The 19656-nt window shown below is 62.5% G+C and carries 19 protein-coding genes; 12 read left to right on the forward strand and 7 right to left on the reverse strand.

The annotated features are described in order from the left end of the window. Positions 1–100: 100 nt before the first annotated feature. The 3 genes from BMW90_RS16550 to BMW90_RS16560 form a co-directional block, all read right to left on the reverse strand. Positions 101–1240 carry a tyrosine-type recombinase/integrase gene (locus BMW90_RS16550; RefSeq protein WP_054540615.1) on the reverse strand — a complete coding sequence of 380 codons (1140 nt, stop codon included), beginning with the start codon at positions 1238–1240 and terminating at the stop codon, positions 101–103. Positions 1241–1576: 336 nt separating this feature from the next. Continuing rightward, positions 1577–2779 carry an IS91 family transposase gene (locus BMW90_RS16555; protein WP_074837534.1) on the reverse strand — a complete coding sequence of 401 codons (1203 nt, stop codon included), beginning with the start codon at positions 2777–2779 and terminating at the stop codon, positions 1577–1579. 13 nt (positions 2780–2792) lie between these two features. Beyond that, the gene (locus tag BMW90_RS16560) at positions 2793–3665 is read right to left on the reverse strand and encodes a tyrosine-type recombinase/integrase (protein ID WP_074837535.1); all 873 of its coding nucleotides are present in this window, start codon (positions 3663–3665) and stop codon (positions 2793–2795) included. Positions 3666–3889: 224 nt separating this feature from the next. Here BMW90_RS16560 and BMW90_RS16565 point away from each other — a divergent pair, with 224 nt between their 5' ends. Together BMW90_RS16565 and scpB are read left to right on the forward strand one after the other, a co-directional pair. Beyond that, on the forward strand, positions 3890–4780 hold the full coding sequence (locus tag BMW90_RS16565) for a DUF1403 family protein (RefSeq protein WP_074837536.1): 891 nt from the start codon (positions 3890–3892) through the stop codon (positions 4778–4780). A 2-nt stretch (positions 4781–4782) separates the two neighbouring features. Continuing rightward, positions 4783–5382 (forward strand): SMC-Scp complex subunit ScpB, encoded by a 600-nt coding sequence (gene scpB, locus BMW90_RS16570; RefSeq protein WP_074837537.1) that lies wholly within the window; start codon positions 4783–4785, stop codon positions 5380–5382. Here the strand turns inward: scpB and BMW90_RS16575 are convergent. The 3 genes from BMW90_RS16575 to BMW90_RS16585 are packed head-to-tail and all read right to left on the reverse strand — an operon-like array spanning position 5366 to position 8914. Further along, positions 5366–6400: a TniQ family protein gene (locus BMW90_RS16575; protein WP_074837538.1), complete on the reverse strand. Its 1035-nt coding sequence runs from the start codon at positions 6398–6400 to the stop codon at positions 5366–5368. The two genes, scpB and BMW90_RS16575, sit on opposite strands and share 17 nt — an antisense overlap. After that, positions 6397–7278 carry a TniB family NTP-binding protein gene (locus BMW90_RS16580; protein WP_074837539.1) on the reverse strand — a complete coding sequence of 294 codons (882 nt, stop codon included), beginning with the start codon at positions 7276–7278 and terminating at the stop codon, positions 6397–6399. Before BMW90_RS16580 ends, BMW90_RS16575 begins: the two co-directional genes overlap by 4 nt. A 1-nt stretch (position 7279) precedes the next feature. Beyond that, positions 7280–8914 (reverse strand): Mu transposase C-terminal domain-containing protein, encoded by a 1635-nt coding sequence (locus tag BMW90_RS16585; RefSeq protein ID WP_054540545.1) that lies wholly within the window; start codon positions 8912–8914, stop codon positions 7280–7282. A 160-nt stretch (positions 8915–9074) separates the two neighbouring features. On the opposite strand from BMW90_RS16585, the gene BMW90_RS16590 reads away from it, so the two are divergent. Both BMW90_RS16590 and BMW90_RS16595 read left to right on the forward strand, forming a co-directional pair. Continuing rightward, complete coding sequence (locus BMW90_RS16590) at positions 9075–10082, forward strand: hypothetical protein (RefSeq protein WP_074837540.1); 1008 nt, start codon at positions 9075–9077, stop codon at positions 10080–10082. Between the two features lie 527 nt (positions 10083–10609). Next, complete coding sequence (locus tag BMW90_RS16595; protein WP_053083403.1) at positions 10610–11344, forward strand: ferric reductase-like transmembrane domain-containing protein; 735 nt, start codon at positions 10610–10612, stop codon at positions 11342–11344. 295 nt (positions 11345–11639) lie between these two features. On the opposite strand, the gene BMW90_RS16600 is transcribed toward BMW90_RS16595, so the two are convergent. After that, positions 11640–12110: a MarR family winged helix-turn-helix transcriptional regulator gene (locus BMW90_RS16600; protein WP_306456253.1), complete on the reverse strand. Its 471-nt coding sequence runs from the start codon at positions 12108–12110 to the stop codon at positions 11640–11642. A 143-nt stretch (positions 12111–12253) separates the two neighbouring features. Here BMW90_RS16600 and BMW90_RS16605 point away from each other — a divergent pair, with 143 nt between their 5' ends. From BMW90_RS16605 to BMW90_RS16640, 8 genes are read left to right on the forward strand one after another with little or no spacing between them, the layout of a single operon-like run. Further along, positions 12254–13240, forward strand: a complete 987-nt coding sequence (locus BMW90_RS16605; RefSeq protein WP_074837542.1) for a TRAP transporter substrate-binding protein — start codon at positions 12254–12256, stop codon at positions 13238–13240. A 38-nt stretch (positions 13241–13278) separates the two neighbouring features. Continuing rightward, entirely contained in the window at positions 13279–13764 is a 486-nt protein-coding gene (locus BMW90_RS16610; RefSeq protein WP_074837543.1) for a TRAP transporter small permease, read from the forward strand. Further along, a complete protein-coding gene (locus BMW90_RS16615; protein ID WP_074837544.1) occupies positions 13761–15020 on the forward strand; it encodes a TRAP transporter large permease in 1260 nt (419 codons plus the stop codon). The genes BMW90_RS16610 and BMW90_RS16615 overlap by 4 nt, the downstream gene beginning before the upstream one ends. A 38-nt stretch (positions 15021–15058) precedes the next feature. Continuing rightward, positions 15059–16270 carry a 3-hydroxybenzoate 6-monooxygenase gene (locus tag BMW90_RS16620; RefSeq protein ID WP_074837545.1) on the forward strand — a complete coding sequence of 404 codons (1212 nt, stop codon included), beginning with the start codon at positions 15059–15061 and terminating at the stop codon, positions 16268–16270. Positions 16271–16295: 25 nt separating this feature from the next. After that, a complete protein-coding gene (locus tag BMW90_RS16625; RefSeq protein WP_074837546.1) occupies positions 16296–16991 on the forward strand; it encodes a fumarylacetoacetate hydrolase family protein in 696 nt (231 codons plus the stop codon). Further along, the gene (gene maiA, locus BMW90_RS16630; RefSeq protein WP_074837547.1) at positions 16988–17635 is read left to right on the forward strand and encodes a maleylacetoacetate isomerase; all 648 of its coding nucleotides are present in this window, start codon (positions 16988–16990) and stop codon (positions 17633–17635) included. Before BMW90_RS16625 ends, maiA begins: the two co-directional genes overlap by 4 nt. 15 nt (positions 17636–17650) lie before the next feature. Next, complete coding sequence (locus BMW90_RS16635; protein ID WP_211568917.1) at positions 17651–18724, forward strand: cupin domain-containing protein; 1074 nt, start codon at positions 17651–17653, stop codon at positions 18722–18724. Further along, positions 18721–19272: a maleylpyruvate isomerase N-terminal domain-containing protein gene (locus tag BMW90_RS16640; protein WP_074837548.1), complete on the forward strand. Its 552-nt coding sequence runs from the start codon at positions 18721–18723 to the stop codon at positions 19270–19272. The genes BMW90_RS16635 and BMW90_RS16640 overlap by 4 nt, the downstream gene beginning before the upstream one ends. The last annotated feature ends 384 nt before the right edge of the window (positions 19273–19656 follow it).

Here is a 19656-nt window from a genome sequence, read left to right on the forward strand (position 1 = left end):
TGTCGCGTTTAATTCCCGATTTCAATTGAAGCAGAAAGCTGAAACTGAAGCGCTGGAATTTCATCTTAGCGCTTCACCAACGCGTCAAGATTCCTGAGCTTCACAGCCCTGCGGCTTTGGTCAGGTTCACCCTGAACCTGTCGCGCCTGCGCTGGTAACGCCGGGTCATCTCGGCCGACGCATGTCCCAGGTGCTTTTGAACATAGCGCTCATCAACCTCTGCCGACGAGGCGAGCCCGGCGCGCAAGGAATGTCCAGAGAACATTGCCAGCCTTTTGGCTTCCGGCAGATCGGATCTGACGCCGCTCTTCAGAACGGTTGCCTTGATCAGCCGAGCGACGTGCTTGTCGGAGAGGCGGGCCTCGAGGGCACGTTTGCCGTCCCGCGAGGTGCGCACGAAGACCGGCCCAAAGTCGATCTTCGCAAAGTGTAGCCATTGCTCAAGTGCGTGGACAGGACAGGTCTGGTCGCTTGAGCCGCGCCCAACCTCGACCTCGCGCCACCCGGTCTTGGCGTTCAGTGTCAGCAGAGCGCCATCTTCGAAAATCTCGATCCAACCGCCGGAGCCCGGTGTATCATCCTTGTGCACGTCAAGGCTCACGATCTCGGAGCGACGGAGACCTCCAGCATAGCCCAGAAGTAAGATCGCCCGGTCTCGAAGCCCGCGGAGATCATAGGGAAGGGTGCCCACCATGGCCTGGATGTCCTCGGGCAGGATCGCTTCCTTCTGAACCGGCGGACGCGCGTGTTTGCGCCTAATCCCGGCCAGAACGGTGGCGACATGGCGGTCCTTGCGATCAAGAGTGAACCCTCGCTGCCTGTAATTCCAAGCGATGCCGGAGAGGCGCCGCTCAATGGTGGAGACCGAGAGAGCAGGGGCCTTCCCGGTCGCGGCGGCCAGATCAGCCAGATAAAGTCCAACCATCTCCGGCGAGGGGGGCAGAGGCTCCGTGCCTTTCAACCGGCACCAGCGGGTGAAGTGTTTCCAGTCGGCGGCGTAGGCCTTGTTCGTGTTCCCAGCCGTCGAGGCCTCGGCATAGTCCCGGGCGGTATCGATCAGCCGGTCGAGCGCGCCGGAGCCGGCCACATGGGCGGGCAGAGCGATTGAGGCTCCGTCCCGAGAGGTTCTCTCGTCGCGCTCGTCACTGTTCGGCGCGGTATGGGGTGCTGAGCTCGAAATCTCTGCGTCAGACGCGTCAGAATCCTCGATTTTGGTGCCGCTATTCGTGATACTGCTCATGTTTCCGAGCATATCATTTTTCCGTCCGATAATGAAAAAGGTTTGTGGCCGCTGGATGCGCGTTATCCAGCGGCGATAAATCTGCCTTGGACGAAAGCGCGGGCAGAATTTGGGCCTATGGGAATTGCTCTGAACGACTGAGCTCGGTGGCTGTCTGTGTTGCAGATTTTGGGGTGGGGTGGATGCCGAGTTCGACAAGAAACACCTGTCGTTCTTGCAAAACGAGGGCCTTTGCGCGCGCGGTTCCTGAGCATTTGTCGTGCTTTCGAATTTGAGCCACACGGACCCGTGCGGTGCCGGGGCGCCGCAGGTCAAGACAAAGGTTCTGCCCTTGTTTCATGCGGCGGTTCTCCAAGGTGGCGAGCGAGATTTCGGGGTCTTGCCGCGCTCGAATGCATCGATGACGACCATGCTGCCGCCGCATTCCGGGCACGTCAGACTCGAGGACTGTTCGTCCGGAGGGCCGGTCTTGTCGTCTGATGCTTCCTGGTCGTCTTGCGCCTCTGCGGCCAACAGTAATCTGATGGTTTCAAGCCTTGCGCGGCGGATGCCGTTGGCAAGGAAACCGGTATGGCGGATCCGGTGAAACCCCGGAGGCAGAACGTGGGTCAGGAACCGGCGAATGAACTCCCCCGTTTCGAGACGCATGACCTTCTGGCGATTGCGGTTTCTAATCCTGTAGTCCTTCCATCGGAACGCAACCGTCTCGGCATCGGCGCTGACGAGGCGCGAATTCGGAATCGCCACCCTGTGCGTGTACCGGCTGAGATAGGCGAGAACTGCCCCGGGTCCTCCGAAGGGCGGTTTGGCGTATACCACCCATGCGGTCTTTCTGAGCGGTGCGAGGTGGGTCTTGAAGATGTCCGGGCTCGTCAGATGCGCCAATTGCCCGGAGAAGGCCAGATTTCCGGACCGATGAAGAGCCATCAGTCCTTCCAGGAACAAACGCCGGAACAGACGGGACACGACCCTCACGGGCAGGAAGAACCCCGGACGGCAAGCAATCCAGTGCTTGCCGCAGGGCGACAAGCCGCCGCCAGGCACGATGATGTGCACATGCGGGTGATGCGTCAGCGCCGATCCCCAGGAGTGCAGCACACTCGTCATTCCAATCGTCGCGCCCAGATGCTTGGGATCGGCGGCAATCGTCAGAAGCGTTCTTGAAGACGCCTTGAACAGAAGATCGTAGACAGCCGCCTTGTTCTGCAAGGCGATCTTGGCGATCGTTGCGGGCAGGGTGAAGACAACGTGGAAATATTCCACTGGCAAGAGGTCGGAGACCCGGGCCTGCATCCAGTGGTGGGCGGTGGCCCCCTGGCATTTCGGGCAATGCCGGTTGCGGCATGAATTGTAGGAGACGTGCTGGTGTCCGCATTTGGTGCAAGCCGCGACGTGTCCGCCCAGAACAGCCGTCCGGCAGGTTTCAATTGCCGACATGACCTTGAGTTGCGCCTGGCTCAGGTGACCAGCATTGGCACGACGCCAGGCAGGTCCGTGGGCTCGGAAGATGTCCGCGACTTCGAGTGCTGGTCGGGACATTGGGGACCCGCCGTCAGCCGCTTCCGCCTTTCTCGAGGTTCAGCAGATCCAGAGGGCTCGTCACGTCCCGGATCATCTTGATTGCAACCTTTGTGTAGACGGTCGTGGTCTCCAGCGTCGTGTGACCAAGCAGCACCTGGATCACTCGGATGTCTGTTCCGTTTTCCAGCAGGTGCGTGGCGAAACAGTGCCTCAACGTGTGGGGCGAGACGTTTTTCTTGATATCTGCAAAGTCGCACGCGGCGTGGAACGCGCGGCTCAGCTGGCGGTTTGAAATCGGGTTGGCCGGGTCGCGGCCGGGGAATAGCCAGCCCGCAGGACGCGTTTCCCGATAGTAGGCGCGCAAAAGCTCGAGAAGGGTGGGCGACAACATCACCTGCCGATCCTTGCGGCCCTTGCCTTGCTCGACGCGGATCAGCATGCGATCGCTGTCGATATCGGACACTTTCAGATGCGTGACTTCATTCGCCCGCAATCCGCAACCATACGCGACACTGAGAGCGGCCCCATACTTCAAGCCCGGACCCGGCGCCGCGGCCAGAATTCGCGCGACTTCTGCGGCGCTCAGTACGACCGGGATCTGCTTGGCGATCCGCTGGTAACGAAGGTAACGTTTCATTTCGGACCGGTCGCAGGTCACCGAAAAGAAAAAGCTGAGCGCAGTCAGCCGGTGGTTGAAGGTCGGCGCGCCGGTGCCCTTGTTCGTCATATCGAGCTGAAACGCGCGCAAGTCCTCGGGCGTGGCCAAATCGGGCGACCGCCCCAGAAATCTGGCAAACTCGCGCACTGACCGCAAATACATCTTCTGGGTGATTGGCCGCAGGCCCTTGATGCGCATGTCGTCTAAAAACCGTTGCCGTAGGGCTGGAACATGTTCGCTGGACAAAGGAACCTCCTGTCGTTCGATTGAGAAGGTCCCAATCAAACGACGGTCACACCTATCCGCAAAGACCACAGTCGACCCGGCGTAGTTCGGCGGTAACGAGCGCCAATACCGCGTGAGCGGTTTCGTCCAAGGCAAGCTTATTGGACATAAACGGATACGGCAAAGCGGGGCGGTTTTCCCAGTATGTGGTAGAACAAAGCGCCGCCATCGGATAGTGTTGTGGCATGGCATATGCTCGAGCGACCTTCATTGACGACCCTGATACCCTACCTCGGATGCCGCCCTGGGTCACTTCCGCACGCCCCGAAACCCATGAAGATATGGCGTTTTTGTCGGGCGCGGCGCTGGCGCATCTGCATCTGGTGGTCGGGCGCGATGACGTTCCCCAAGCCTTGTTGCGGGAAAGTTTGGCGCTGCGCGCGGCGGAGGCTTGTGTGGTACATTCGGGGCGGCCGGAAAGGGCGGCAGACTTGCGGGACGCGTTGGCGTTTCTGCAGCCGGGTGACAGCCCGGGGCCAGCGGGCGAGAGTTATCTTTCTTGGCGGCGCGCGGTGGAACGACCGGTGGCGGCCAAGGCATTGAACCGGGCGCTGCCGACTTTGGAACCGGAACAGATCGCAACCTGGCTCGAAGTAGTGAAGGCGGCTCCGGTGACTCAAGCGGCCACCGTCCTGGAGGCCGTTCTTGGAGATCGACCCCGCGACCTCACCTCCGCACTGATTCTCGCGGATGCAACTTTGGCGCAGGCGCTCGGGTGGAGCCATGTCCTGCCGCTTCTGGCACTCGGCCTCAAGCGCGGTGATCTTCGAAAAACCGGCGAGGAGTTGCGGCTGATCTGTCATCAGGCAATTGGGACGGCAGCAGTTGAGACAACGCACCAGGCCATCGATCTGACACGACGCGCAGCCCGGCTCAAAGAGGCCGCGCCGAAACTGCGAGCCAGGGGTTCTGACAAGGCAGTGGCCGACTTTCTGGCCCGGGATGCCATCGCCCCTACCGCGCTTACCTCACTGCGGTCCGACCGGGCAGCGCGCCGCTTTTGCGACCGGCTGGTGGCGTTAGGGGTCGCCCGAGAGCTCACCGGGCGTGACACGTTCCGCCTTTACGGGGTCTAGGCATGGTCAAAGATCACGCCGAAACCGACCTCGACCGGGAATTGGACGATCTGCCAACCGAATTGCGCTGGCGAGAATGGAGGCGGCGGATTGAAGCCGTTCTCTTCGCCAGCGCATCGCCGGTGCCGCGCGAGGACCTCGCGCGCGTGGTGGGGCAGGGGGCTTCGGTCGATCTGTTGGTCGAAGACCTGGCCGCCGATCTCGAAGGACGATCCTTCGAAGTGGCGCAGGTGGCCGGCGGCTGGATGCTGCGGACGAGACCGGCCTATGCGGCGGCGATCAGGACGGCCGCGGATGTCGGCGATCAGGATCTCGATCTGCGCGAATACGATGTCGCGGTCCTGGCCGCCATCGCCTACCACCAGCCGATCACAAGAGACGGGCTGAAGGACATCTTCGGCAAGGAGATCAGCCGAGATCTGATCGGTCGGCTACATGCCCGTGGCCTGATCGGCACCGGCCCACGGTCGCCGCGGCGCGGGGCACCCTATACCTATGTGACGACGGAGCAGTTCCTGGTCGCGTTCGATCTGGAGTCGCTGCAGGACCTGCCCGATCGGGAGCAGATGGAGGATGCAGGTGTCATCAATTCCCAGGCGTAGTCGTTGCCAATGATGTTCGACGGTTTGAATGAAGGCGGATGATGGCTCGCTGTAAGGCTGTCAAATCAGGATGTCCGGAGCGTTTCTTTGTTCCCGGTGTTATCTGTGACAATATCTCTGCACTCAATGACGCCACCAGGTCGGAATGCTTGGACGCTGCCAGTGCAATGCGGGTCCAGAGCTCAATTGCGGGATGCTCGGAATATTTTTGGAGGGGCATCATTCCTTCGGTCAACTGGCGGAAGAAAAGATATCGGTCGCGAATTGGAAGACGTGAAATCGATTTGGGTTCCCCATCGAACGTGAAGCAAACGGTCCCAAGCATGGCGGGCAGGGAGGTCCTCCCGTGCAGTCCATGTCCCGCAACATGCATTCGAAGCAGATCGTCGAGCAGCCGCTCGAGACGATGCACATTATACTCGGCGGGCAGCGTGGGTTTTCGGAGATCTGCGTCGCACCAGACACAGAAATGTTGCGGCAGAAGCCGGTTTTGTCGAACAGGCGCGATGCCGCCACGGCAGGTAGGGCAGTGGTCGCGCAAGCGGCATCCATGCCGAAAGCAGGAAACGCGCGTTGCCAAAGTCCAGCCGCGTCGGAAGTACGGTGCGAGATCCTCTTTCAGGCACACTGGACAGTATTGCAGGCGATTGAACTGAGCGGTCGATGTGCCAGGATCTCCAGATCCACTGTTGTGCCGCAAACGCAACCGGGCTAGCGGGTCGCGGTTCAAAGCCAAGCCATCAATATCCTCGGTAGGTAACCGCGTTCGCTCGACCAGCAAATTGAGGATTCGCCCGGGAAGGTCTCGGTCAAGCTTCGCAGACCAATCTCCAACTGCGACATCCAGAACCCGCCCAAAATATTGAGGTGGAATTCCATTGGCCATGGCCAGCCGATGCAACCAGCTCGACAGCAGCTCTCCGGGTACCGGTGCAACAACGACGGGCCAGCCTTGCCCCACCTCGTTGCCGTAGTCGCGCGCAGGTGTGACCGTGATCTCGGACGCAGACTGGTTCACATCATTTCGCGGCGCAAAGGCGCATTTCGGCGTTTCGACAGGGGCGTGTAACCAAGCGAGGTAATGGTCGCCTCAGAAATGTGTTCCTCGCCGTTCCTTATCGCCTTGATGGCCGCGCTGCTCACGATATCGACGACCTCTCCGATCAAGCCCTCTGACAATTCATGGATGATCTCAGCCAGTGACGGTCGCGACAGGTTCGAGGCGCGGGCGAGAGGGATGCTGGTTTCAAGACTATCGAGGAGCGTCGCGAAATCCTCGTCATACGCCCATCTGGGAATAGGGATCGTATCGAACCGCGATCCCATTTCCTCGGTGTCGTGTACCGCGTCATAGACCGCAACCTCGCCAACCAGTACGGGCGAAATGTCGTGGACACGTGCGATACGGCGCAGGAACGAAAAGATAGATTTCACGTCCTGTCGGCGCCCTCGAAGGGCGCTGTGAAACTCATCGAAGATGAGCAGGCGGGGTTTCAAGCTGTCCAGCAAATGATCCACCTGCTCGCCCGCGCGCGACAGGCTCCGCCAACCAGATGCCTGAGGCGCGCGCAACCCGGCAAGAATGCTGGCATAGAAGTGAGACAGTCCGGCACCTTCTCGGGTCTGGATCACCCAGATCCTTTGACGTTCTGACTGCCGCAAATGTTCAATCGCAAAGCGTTCGGCGATCATCGTCTTGCCATTGTGATAGGGGCCTGTCAGCAAGAGCCCTCTGGGACGCAAGGTTACTGGCCGATCAAGCAGCAGACTCATGGCGTTATGGGCGCGACTTGCAACCGGATGGCTGATCCAACGGGCCGACCGGATATGGGCGATGCGGCACGCGTCACCAGCATCGAGAAGTGATGCGGCGGAGTCTAGGAGGTGATCAATCATTTCACCAATCCTCAACCGGAAAGACGCGGCGCGGGCGCTCAGGGTCAGGTGTTTCGCGGATTGGTGTCGGGGAAGAAGTGAGGCTCTGGTAGGGTTTCGGCGCATGAGCCGCATGCCTGGCCCGTGCGACTTCCTTCAGCCTTTGCTTCTTCGATGCCGAGGCATCTACCGTCGCCGCGATTTCGCGGCGGATCGCGGTCTTCTCCTCGATCGGGCGTCGGCCGGTTTCGCGCGCTCGGCTTCTCTCGGCCCTGTGCTGCCAGAGGGTGACCGCCTCAAGCAGTCCATCCCGCCGCTCCACAGGGCGCCAGGCTCCTGTATCGGGATCCTTGATGTAGATGTGACTAATGTCCCGAGGATCATAACGAACATCGAGAGCACCCAATCGATCACGGCGGGCGACCAACGGGCCCAACCATGGATCGAAATAGTCGTTGGCAAACAGGCTGACACCTTGAGGTGAAATCCTGCGTGTCTTGTTCGGGAGAAAGCTGAGCAGAACGTCGAAAGGGTTGTCTTCCGGGCCGTCCGGCTGACGGCATTTTCGTTCCCATTCATTGGTCGGGACTGTCAGCTTGCGTTCATTCTGGCTAAGATTGTGATCGATAATCGCCAGCGCGATACAGCGTTCGAGGTCTGCAAAGTTGAGCCTCGCACGGTCTTCGGACAGATACTCACCCCGATCCGCGATGGAACGCCCGGTCTTGCCAGGCAGGGAGCGCAGCACCGTATTCACCTTGCCTAGAAGTCGTTCGACAACCCCGCCACGATGGACGGTCCCCTTGTTCCGGCTTTGAATTGCAATCCCGTACTCGGCACAACCCAGGATGAAACTGGTGCTTCTGAATTCCATGGCGGAATCCACGACGACCATCTTCGGGCGGCCAAACATCGGCCAGGAATGATTGATGTCGCGCGCTGCCAGCCAGTCCTCCTTGCGGCACATCGCCTGCGCCAGACAGAGGGCGACCGACAAGCGTGAGGGCTGCTCAAGGGTCAGGCAGAAGCCGATAATCGCGCTTGTTGCAACATCAGCTGCGATGGTGAGATAGGGGCGTCCAACATAGATGCCCTGACCATCGATGACTTCCACAAACTGGATGTCGGCGGGGGTATGGTCTATCTGGACGACATCGAGTGCGTGGTTGGCCCGGATATAACCTGGGCGGGGTTTCAGGCGCCGTAGGTTTTTTCCTCCTGAATGTCGCCGTCGTGCAATCTCCTCGGGCGTGAACAGTCGTGGGATACGCTTGGAAACGGTGACATAGGCAGGCGGATCAAGACCCTCGCTGTCACAACGGGTGCGGATTTCATCGACAATCGGCGCAAGGTCCGGTTGCTCGGGCTGAAGCCACATCTCCCGAAGGGTTGCCAAAATGATTTCCTCAACAGCCGGGCTGATCCTCGCGCGCCTAGCTCCACCTGTCTTTGGCAACAGCGAAGACACCCGATGTTCGGTACGATATCGGCGCAGGTGGTTGTAGACTTGGCGCGTCGAGAGACGCAATTCGGATGCGGCCCGAGAAACTGCGGTGCGCATAGGCTCTTGCCCGTCCAAAATGCGATCCAGCTCTCGCGCGATACGCGTTGCCTTGGCCCAAGCCTCGTCAGACGCTTCGTTTTCGCGCAGCGTCATGAACCCGCCGCTCCACGGTTTCTAAACCCCATCTTCTGCCCCATGTTCTCGCTTGTTGAAACGCGAGCTAAAAATTGAAATCGAAACGTAAAATACCACGTCGGATTACGCTTCATCCTACTGGAATCCTGTAAGAACTTTTTGATGAAACGGCAAAGCAATTGCGACAGAAGAAGATATCTGGTTTCTGCCGGGGCCGCTCGAAGAAGACCCGGATGATTTGCCTCCCGGGCCACGCGCACAACCGCCCGAAACGTCCGTCATCGACGACTGGGCAAAGGCGGAAGGCGCCCAGGCTGCGCTTCTGGCAAGGGTGGCCGGGCGCATGGGGGCGCTGGATGACCGGCTGGAGCGCGGCTCGAAAGGCTGGCGGCACAGACTGGCTCTGATCGAGGCGGCGGACCTCAGCTGGTACGCTGGTGATCGGGTGAGCCCAGATCGTCTGGCACTGTGGACCTCCATGCGGCTGTCAGGTGTTCAGGATGATTCAAATGCCTTGGCCCGGATTGGGTGGGCTGTTCGTCGCCTGACCGGTGGCCCGGGCCCGATGACCGATCTGGCGGCCTTCCTTGACCGCCGTGATCCCGAGACCATCGAGGAGACAGCCGAACGGTTCGAAGATCGCGCGAGCGGATGGATAGACGTGATGACGGCAGCGGCCGATCTGCACCCGATCACGCGCGCCTGCATGGGCTTTCATCTCTGGAGCCTGGCGGGCCTCGGCCAACACGGCGACCAGATCGAGGCAACCGTCACAGCAGCCCGGATCGCGGCCGGTGACGGACGCGGTGCCATCTTCGCACCAATCGCCAAGGGTGGGGCAGGGGGGCTGCGTGCCTCCGGCCTGCCGTTCGAGCGGTTGACCCACTGGCTGGATGGGATGAACAACACCATTCTGACGGCGATGCGCCATCTGGACGACATCGAAGCCTGGGATGCACGGGCAGAAGCTGCGATGGCTCGGCTCTCCGGGCGCACACCGGCCGGTCTCCGCTCTGTATTGACCGAATGGCCTTTGGTGTCGGCCCCAATGGCGGAAGCCTTGACCGGCGCAAGCCGCGCGGCTGTGCAGCGCAATCTGGCCTGGATGGAAGACCGGGGCCTAATTCAAGAAGTAACCGGGCACGGGCGCTACAGGATGTGGCGTATCGATATCCAGGTGAGTTGAAGGAATCCGCGCCAATCTGTCTTCCGACAGACCTCCGCAACAGACGTTCTGCCCACCGCCTGCCTGTAGACAAACGCCATTTGTGCGTCCGGGAATTTCGATGCTTTGATGCGTTTCCGCTCCTCTCCCAGCCAAGGCCTCGATGCGGAAAACTCGATCCAGAAACGAGGGCTTTCCCGGGGATCATATCAGCCCGGTCCGCAGCCACACGCCGGTCTACACCGTGGTTCCTGCCTCGGTTCTGGCAGTGTTTTCTGACCTCATCCGGATCGCGTCGCTTGGCGCATTTTCTTATCTTGTCATGGCCATGCCGGTGCATTGGGGTGCGTTTCACTACATGCGACATGCGATCGGTGCAAAGGCCATCACTCTGTTGCACCGGCCTCTGACGTGGTTGTTCCGGTGGCCTTCACGAAGATGCAACTGGGGTCGGATCCCATGATCGTGTTATATGCTCTTGTCGGGATTGGCGCGGTCTTTGCTTTCCAGCGCATCTAGATGTCCCGTTAATTGGGAGAAGTATGCGAATGACAGTATCGCCTCGCAGGAATGTGGCCGGGTTCAATCTGAAATCTTATCTGCTTTCATCATGGTGGGCGCGCCACCTGATCGTGATTTTGATCGGTGCGGCCGGGACATGGCTGTTCTTGTACAGCCGCATCGAGTGGTCGCCGATGCACCGCTGGAACAGGGCCGTTGGTGATATGTCGATTGTTCTGGTGGCAGCCGCCATGTCGCTTGGTCCCGTGTCGCGTCTGTGGCGCAGTACGGCGGTATTGTTACCCTACCGGCGCGAATTGGGCATATATGCGGTGTTGCTGGCATTCATACACGCCACGATCATCTTGATCGGCTGGGTGAACCTGGATCTCATGCGTCTTGTCGGCTTTGAATTTCACCCGGGACTGCAAAGATACGTCATGGTGCAGCACGGATTTGCGATTGCCAATCTGATTGGTGTCCTTGCATTGCTTTACGGTCTGATTTTGGCCGGTACGTCGAACGACCGAAGCCTCCGGTGGATGGGAAGTTCGGTTTGGAAATTTGTACAGCGGGGAACCTACGTGCTGTGGTGGCTGTCAGTTGTACATACCGGCTACTTTCTGTACCTTCACTTCCTCGATTTTCATCGGGCGACGCCCGAACCGAACTGGGTTCAATGGCCTTTTGCCGGTTTGGTCGGTACCGTCCTGGCCCTTCAGATCGTCGCGTCGTCCGCCACCCTGTACAAAGTACGCCGACGCGGTTCCGCGGCATCTTAGGATCCGTCGCCCGGGCCTTTTGAGAGTGACCCGACCGGTCGCTGCCGGAAATCGAATTCCGTTTGGCGCTGTGCAAGGCAGCCAGATGACGTGACTTTTCGTCTGTCGCGCGACTTTTGTGCCGGCTGTATTGGCGTCTGGCGATTTGCAGCCGTTCGCGAAACCGGCCCGGGCGGAGCTATTCAGATCCGGCGATCAGCGGCCTTTCCACCTGACGCAGGATCGATTTGCGGGTGCGTTCGGTGATCTCGAAACGACCCGGCCACACAGCCACGGCACGAAGTGCGCCTTCAAGCTATTTTGCGAGAGGTGCCCGACTGAGGTCGTTTCCGCCGTCGGCCGCTTTCCTGGCGAGCCGGAGAAACTCCAGACGCTCTGCATCCGTCAGGCCGGTCAGCATGTCGTCCTGCATCGCGCGCACCACGGGTCTCGCGCCAGCGAGCGTGGCGTCACCGAGGTCGGTCAGGGAAAGTTCGCGTGCGCGCCGGTCGCGGGGGCTGACCTTGCGCAGGATGAACCCCTTTGCCTCGAGCCGGTCCACAACACCGCCGATCGTCGCGCGATCATGTGCGATGAGGCCGGCGAGGCTGGCCTGATCGATGCCCGGATTGGCGCAGATCGCGTTCAGGGCAGCGAACTGGATCGGGGTCAGATCGTATCCCGCATTCTTCATGCGGTCCTGGAAGACCGAGGTCGAGATCTGGTTGAGGCGTCGGATCAGGTGACCCGCCATATTGTGGATTTCAAGGTTTTGGGATGAGGTCACCGTCTGTCTCCGCTTCGTCGGCGCAGGCCGCCTTCGTCAATAGTATGCTTACTCACTATCTTGACGCAGCGCAATACATAGTATACTTACCATAAGCATACTTAGCGAAGTGATTCCCCGGGATCACGCAACGGGAGGACCCCATGAAGCATTTTCTGACCGCTCGCCTTGCCGCCTCGACCGCAGCCCTGGCCCTGATGACCTCCGCCGCGCTGGCCGAGAAAGAGCTGCGCATCGGCCTGATCACGCCGCCGCCGCATGTCTGGACGCAAGTGGCCAATCGCATGGCAGACTCGCTGCCGGACGAATCGGGCGACGCGCTTTCGCTGGCCGTCTTTCCCGCCGGACAGCTCGGCTCCGAGCAGGAAATGTTTCAGCAGCTGGGTACCGGTCTGCTTGACGCCGCGCTGATGACCGGCGCGATCAGCAGCCTGCGGGCGCCGTCGCTGGCCGGCTGGTTCACGCCGTATCTTTTCGAGGATGTCAGCGCCGCCGCCGCCGCCGCCGAAACCCCGGCCGCGCAGGAGATGCTGGACGAGCTGCAACGCGCAGGGGTCCAGGGACTGGGCTATACCTTCGCCGGGATGCGCCATATCCTGATGCGCGAGGGCCTGATTGAAACCCCCGACGACCTCGTCAACGAGAAGATCCGCATCGTGCCCTTCCCGGCGATGCAGACCTGGTGGCAGGCGGTGGGCGCCGTGCCGACGCCGGTCAATCTCGGCGACGTCTATTCCGGGCTTCAGAGCGGCTTGCTCGACGGCATCGACATTGACCTTGACGCACTGGTCGGCCTGAACTTTCAGGAAGTTGCGGGCGGCCTCACCCTGACCAACCACATGGCCTTTCCGGCGGTGCTGGTGGTGTCGCAGGCCACCTGGAGCGGAATGAGCGAAGAAGAACGCGCCGCCTTCACCGCCGCGGCGGAAGAGGCGCTGGCCTGGGGCACCGAACAGCAGGTGGCGGCGGAGAGCGCCAATATCGCCTCGCTCGATGGCCAGATCGAGATCGGCCGCGTCGAGAACGGCAACGAGGTCTTCGGCACCGCCAATGCCGCCTTCCAGGAGGCTTACGGTTCCAACGACATCATCAGCCGCTTTCAGGAGCAGGCCCGCGAGGCCGCCCAATGACAGCCGCAACCCGGACCACTGGCACGGCGGAGCAAATCATGCTCCGCCTCTCGGACCGGCTCGTCGCCGTCGAGCGGGTCGTGAGCCGGGTGATGGTGGTGGGCTTCGTCGGCCTGATCACCGTCAATGTCGGCATGCGCTACCTCGCCGGCCGTCCGATCGTCTTTGCCGAGGAACTGGCGGCAATCATGCTGGTCTGGCTGGCCTTCGTGGCAATCTCGATCTCGCTGCATGACCGCGCCCAGATCGGCGTCACCCTGCTGGTCGACAAGCTGCCGGGCTTCGCCAGGCGGGCGATGGAGGTGGCGGTCAACCTGATCATTGCGGCCATCCTTGCGGTGCTGCTGTGGAAATCGGTGGTCTGGGTGAACTCGCCCATGGTGGCCTTCGAACAGGTGATCACCACGGGGTGGAAGAAATGGCCGTTCTTTTTGGTGGTTCCGCTCTTCTGCATCACCGCCTTCATTCACGTGGTCGCGCATATCCTGCGCCCGACCGGCGAACATCATGAGGTGACCCTGTGACCGGCCTCAGCTTTCTTGTCCTGCTCGGCACCGGCATGCCCATCGCATTCGTGCTGATCGCCACCACCTTCGTCTTTCTCTACATGGCCGACCGTCTGCCGGTGCTCGACGCGGTGCCGCAGATCGCCTTCGGCAGCGTCGAGACCTTCGACTTGCTGGCCATCCCGCTCTTCGTGATGCTGGGCGAGATCATGAACGAAGGCGGGCTGACCCGGCGCATCTTCCGCGCCGCCCGCGCCTGGCTGACCCGGGTGCGCCACGACCTGCCTTTGGTCAATCTGATTGCCAACCTGGCACTGGCCGCCATCATGGGCTCGGCCACCGCGCAGATCGCGGTGATGAGCCGCACCGTGGTGCCGGAAATGGAGAAGGCGGGTTACGGCCGCGGCTATTCCACCGCCATCACCGCCGCCGCCGGACTGCTTGGCCCGATCATCCCGCCCTCGATGATCCTGATCATCTTCGGCGTGATCGCGCAGGTCTCGATCGCCGACATGTTCCGTGCGGGCATCGTGCCCGGCCTGATCCTCTTTGCCCTGATGCTGGGCTTGACCCTGTGGCAGGCATCGCGCAACCAGACCCATGGCGCCGCGACCCGTCCGGTCGAGACCAGCCGCATCAAGGCCAGCCTGCCCGGGCTCGCCACCATGCTCATTCCCTTCGTGATCGTCGGCGGTATCAGCTTCGGCGTCTTCACCCCCACCGAATCCGCCGCCGTCGCCATCGTCGTGGCGCTGATCCTCGGGGGACCGGTGTTTCGTGATCTCACGTGGAAGAGCCTGCCGGCGATCCTCGACCGGACGGTGCAGAACTCGGCCATCGTGCTGTTCCTGATCATGGCCGCCAAGGTGTTCGGCTGGGTGCTGACCTTCAACCAGATCCCGCAGGCCGTCGCCGCCTTCATCGCCTCGCTGACCCAGGACCCGACGATCTTCATGATCCTCGTCATGCTGTCGCTGGTCGCGGTGGGCATGTTCCTCGACGGCATCGCGGCGCTGATCATCATGGTGCCGATCCTGTTGCCGGTCGCCACCGCGACCTATGGCATCGACCCGGTGCAATTCGGCATCATGGTCTCGATGACGCTGGTGCTGGGCCTGCTGACGCCCCCGGTGGGTGCCGGGCTCTACATCGCGGCGGCCATCTCCGAGGTGCCGATCACCCGGCTGTCGAAGCTGGTGGCGCCCTACGTGCTGGCCTCGGTCCTGGTGATCTTCATCGTGATCCTTTTCCCCTGGGTTGTCCGGCCCTTCTGAACCCCGCCCCTCTCCCCCTCATCCGAAAGGTAGAAGTCATGACCCAAGAGCTTCCCATCATCATCGCGGGCGGCGGCATCGGCGGCCTCGCGGCAGCCTGCGGCCTGGCCCGCAAAGGCCAACGTTCCATCGTCGTCGAACAGGCGCCCCAGCTGGGCGAGATCGGCGCCGGCATCCAGATCGGCCCCAACGCCTTCCACTGCTTCGATTATCTCGGCGTCGGCGACGAGGCGCGCAGCGTCGCGGTCTATATCGACCACCTGCGCCTGATGGATGCACAGACCGCTGAGGACATCACCTCGATCCCGCTCGACGATCCGTTCCGCAAGTTCTACGGCAACCCCTACGCAGTGGTGCACCGCGCCGACTTGCATGGCGTGTTGCTGAAGTTCTGCGAGACCAGCCCGCTGGTCGACATCCGCACCAACCACGTGGTCACGGGATACGAGCAGGACGGCACCTCCGCCACGCTGCTACTGAAGGACCGCGAGCCCCTCAAGGGCCGCTTCCTGATCGGCGCCGAAGGCCTGCGCTCGCCCATTCGCGGCCAGATGATCGGCGACGGTGAGCCGCGGATTTCCGGCCATGCCACCTATCGCTCGGTGATCCCCACCGAGCAGATGCCCGAGGATCTGCGCTGGAACGCCGCCACCCTCTGGGCCGGCCCGAAGTGCCATATCGTCCACTATCCGCTGAAGGGCGGCAAGGTCTACAACCTCGTCGTCACCTATCACCGCGACGAGAAAGAGGCGATCGCCGGCAAGCCGGTCAGCAAGGAAGACGTGGCGCAGGGCTTCGAGCACATCCACCCGCGCGCCCGCCAGATCATCGAGCATGGCACCGACTGGAAGCAATGGGTGCTCTGCGACCGTGACCCGATCTCGAACTGGGTCGACGGCCGCGTGGCGCTTCTGGGCGACAGTGCGCATCCGATGCTGCAATACTTCGCCCAGGGCGCCTGCATGGCGATGGAGGATGCCGTCGCGTTGTCGCATTGCATCGAGAACCATGGGCAGGACATCGAGGGCGCCCTGCAACGCTACCAGCAGATGCGCATGGTGCGCACCGCCCGCGTGCAGATGAACTCGAGACTGATCGGCGAATACATCTACCACCCCGACGACGCCAAGGCCGCCGTCCGCAATCACGTCATGCGCTCGATGGGCGCCGACGACTGGTATCGCCAGTTGAACTGGCTCTACGGCTCGAACGGCCTCGACGCCGCCGCCGCGACCGACGCGGCCGCGTGAACATCCCCAAACAAGGAGTACCCTCATGAGCTATATCTTCGATCCCGCTCCCGTCCCGACCCTTGCCGTTGCTGATAGCCAAGACCGCATCCCGGTGCGCCGCATTTTCTGTATCGGCCGCAACTACGCCGCCCACGCGGTCGAGATGGGCAAGGACCCGGACCGCGACCCGCCGTTCTTCTTCCTCAAGCCCAATGACGCGGTGGTCGAGGACGGCGCGACCGTGCCTTACCCGCCCGAGACCGAGCACTTCCACTACGAGGCCGAACTGGTCGCGGTGATCGGAGCCGGGGGCAAGAACATCGCTGAGGAAGACGCGCTGGACCACGTCTGGGGCTATGCGGTGGGCAATGACCTGACCCGCCGCGACCTGCAACTGAAGGCGCGCGAGCAGGGCCGGCCTTGGGACCTGGGCAAAGGTTTCGACCGCTCCGCCCCCATCGCGCCGGTGCATTCCGTGTCCAAGGTCGGCCACCCGTCGAAGGGCTTCATCCGCCTGACTGTGAACGGCGAGACCAGGCAGGAGGCCGACCTCGCGGAACTCATCTGGTCGGTGCCCGAGATGATCTCGATCCTGTCGCACTCGATGGAACTGCGCCCCGGCGACGTGATCATGACCGGCACTCCTGCCGGCGTCGGCCCGCTCGCCCCCGGCGACACCTGCGTCGTCTCGGTCGAGGGGCTGGGCGAGTTGACCACGAAGATCGGGCCCAAGGAATGACCCTGAAGCTGCACAACTTCTTCCGGTCGTCGACCTCGACCCGGCTGCGCGCCGCGCTGAACCTCAAGGGGCTGGACTACGATTACGTCCCTTACGCGCTGCGCGACGGCCAGACCCGGACACCAGAGTACCTGCGGCGCAATCCGCAGGGCCTCGTCCCGACGCTGGAGCGCGAGGACGGCAGCCATCTCACCCAGTCGCTCGCCATTATCGAGTGGCTGGAGGAGACCCATCCCGAACCGGCGCTTCTGCCAAAGGATGCAGACGGTCGGGCGCGGGTGCGGGCGCTGGCGCACATGGTGGCGCTCGAGATCCATCCGCTCAACAACCTGCGCGTGCTGTTCTACCTGCGCGATGAATTCGCCGCCGACGAGGCCGCGCAGAAGCAATGGTTCACCCATTGGGTGACGCTCACCTTCGACGCGCTGGAGGCCACGCTGGCGGATAGCCCCGAGACCGGCACATACTGCCACGGCGATACGCCGACGCTGGCCGACCTCTGCCTCTATGCACAGGTCTGGAACAACAAACGCTTCGACATCGCGCTGGACAAATGGCCCACCATCGCCCGCATCTTCGCGGCGCTGGACAGCCTGCCCGCCTTCAACGACGCCGCGCCACCCAACCAGCCCGACGCCGCCTGAGACAAGGAGAGAGCCATGGACAATGCCATGCAACCCGATGACACTCCCGAACTTCGCGCGCTCTACAAGGGGTTCGACGACAAGCACATGATGCCGCTCTGGACCCAGCTGGGCGACCTGATGCCGGTGCACCCCAAGCCGAAGGCGGTGCCGCATGTCTGGAAATGGGCCGACCTGCTGCCACTGGCGGAAGAATCCGGCAAGCTGGTGCCGGTGGGTCGTGGCGGGGAACGCCGCGCCATCGGTCTCGCCAACCCCGGGCTGGGCGGCAATGCCTATATCACGCCGACGCTCTGGTGCGCGATCCAGTACCTGCTGCCCGGCGAGAACGCGCCCGAACACCGGCATTCACAGAACGCCTTCCGCTTCGTGGTCGAGGGCGAAGGCGTCTGGACCGTGGTCAATGGCGACCCGGTGCGCATGTCGCGCGGCGACCTGCTGCTGACGCCCGGCTGGAACTTCCACGGCCATCACAATGTCGCGACAGAGCCGATGGCCTGGATCGACGGGCTGGACATCCCGTTCAGCCAGCAGATGGACGTGGGCTTCTTCGAATTCGGCGCCGAGCGCGTCACCGACAATGCCACGCCCAACTACAGCCAGGGCGAGCGGCTCTGGTGCCACCCCGGCCTGCGGCCGCTTTCGGGGCTTCAGAACACCGTCGCCTCCCCCATTGGCGCATACCGCTGGGAGCACACCGACGCCGCGCTGACCGAGCAGCTTTTGCTCGAGGATGAGGGCAATCCGGCGACGGTGGAGCTGGGCCATGCCGCAATCCGCTACGTCAATCCGACCACCGGCGGCGACGTGATGCCGACCATCCGCTGCGAGTTTCACCGGGTCCGGGCCGGCATTGAAACGCCGGCGCGGCAGGAGGTCGGCTCTTCGGTCTTTCAGGTTTTCGAAGGCGCGGGTGCTGTGGTGCTGGGCGGCGAGACCCGCAAGCTGGAGAAGGGCGACATCTTCGTCGTGCCCTCCTGGGTGTCCTGGTCGCTTCAGGCCGAGACGCAGTTCGACCTGTTCCGCTTCTCCGACGCGCCGATCATGGAGCGGCTCGACTTCATGCGCACGCAGGTCACAGGTCAATGACCGGCAAGGCCAACGCCGCGCGCGACGCCCTGCGCGCGCGGCAAGGGGCGGGAGCGCGCTATGACGCCGAGACCGCGCCGCAGGGCGACCTGCTGCTGGCGCGCCGCGGCACCGCATATTTCGCGCGTAAACTCAACGAATTGCGCGACGAGGACTTGGCCGCGCCCTCGCTTCGCGACGGTTGGAGCAGGCGGCAGCTGATCGCCCATGTCAGCCTTCAGGCGCGGGCGATGGCGCTGGCGCTGAAGGTGCTGCGCGAGCCGCTGATGGCGGAGGAGGCCGAGTGGCAACCCGACCTCGCGCTGGCGGCGACGCTGCCCGCGCGCGCCCTGCGGCATCTCTTCGACCACGCCGTGAAACATCTCGACGTGGAATGGCGCGACCTGCCCGCCGCCGCCTGGGACGGGCCGCCGATCATGCTGGCCGGGGAGGAGATCAGCCCGCGCGACACGCCGGACCTGCGCGCGCGGGACATCTGGCGCGCCGCTATGGAACTCGGCAGCGGCGGGCGGCGGGAGGATGTGCCGAAGCCCTTGCGGGACGCCTGAGGGCGGCCCGTCCTATGCCAGCTTTTCGGCCAGGGGGCTTTCGTCCATCTGCGCCGTGAGCTGCGCGATCAGCCGTAAGGACAGGGCCGTCCCAATCCTCGCCGCCCTCCTGCCATTGTCGCGTCAGGTGCTGCATCGGCGGCGTCGGGTTCTGGTGCGCCTCGAATGGCAACGGCAAGTCGAACTTGTCCGGAGAGTACATGTCCCAGTATTTGCCCGGCGGATTGAACGGGTAATGCGGGTCCGGGAAGGACACGAAGGTGCGGGCAATCGACCCCTGCGCGGTGTCAGCACCAACTCGGCGTCGATCCCGTGCCGGCGGAGGTTGCGCAAGAGCGTCCGCGTGCCCGGCACTTCTTCTGTCCCGACGGTCAGCATCGTCAC

It is taken from the genome of Marinovum algicola, from assembly GCF_900109145.1.
Lineage (GTDB): Bacteria > Pseudomonadota > Alphaproteobacteria > Rhodobacterales > Rhodobacteraceae > Marinovum > Marinovum algicola.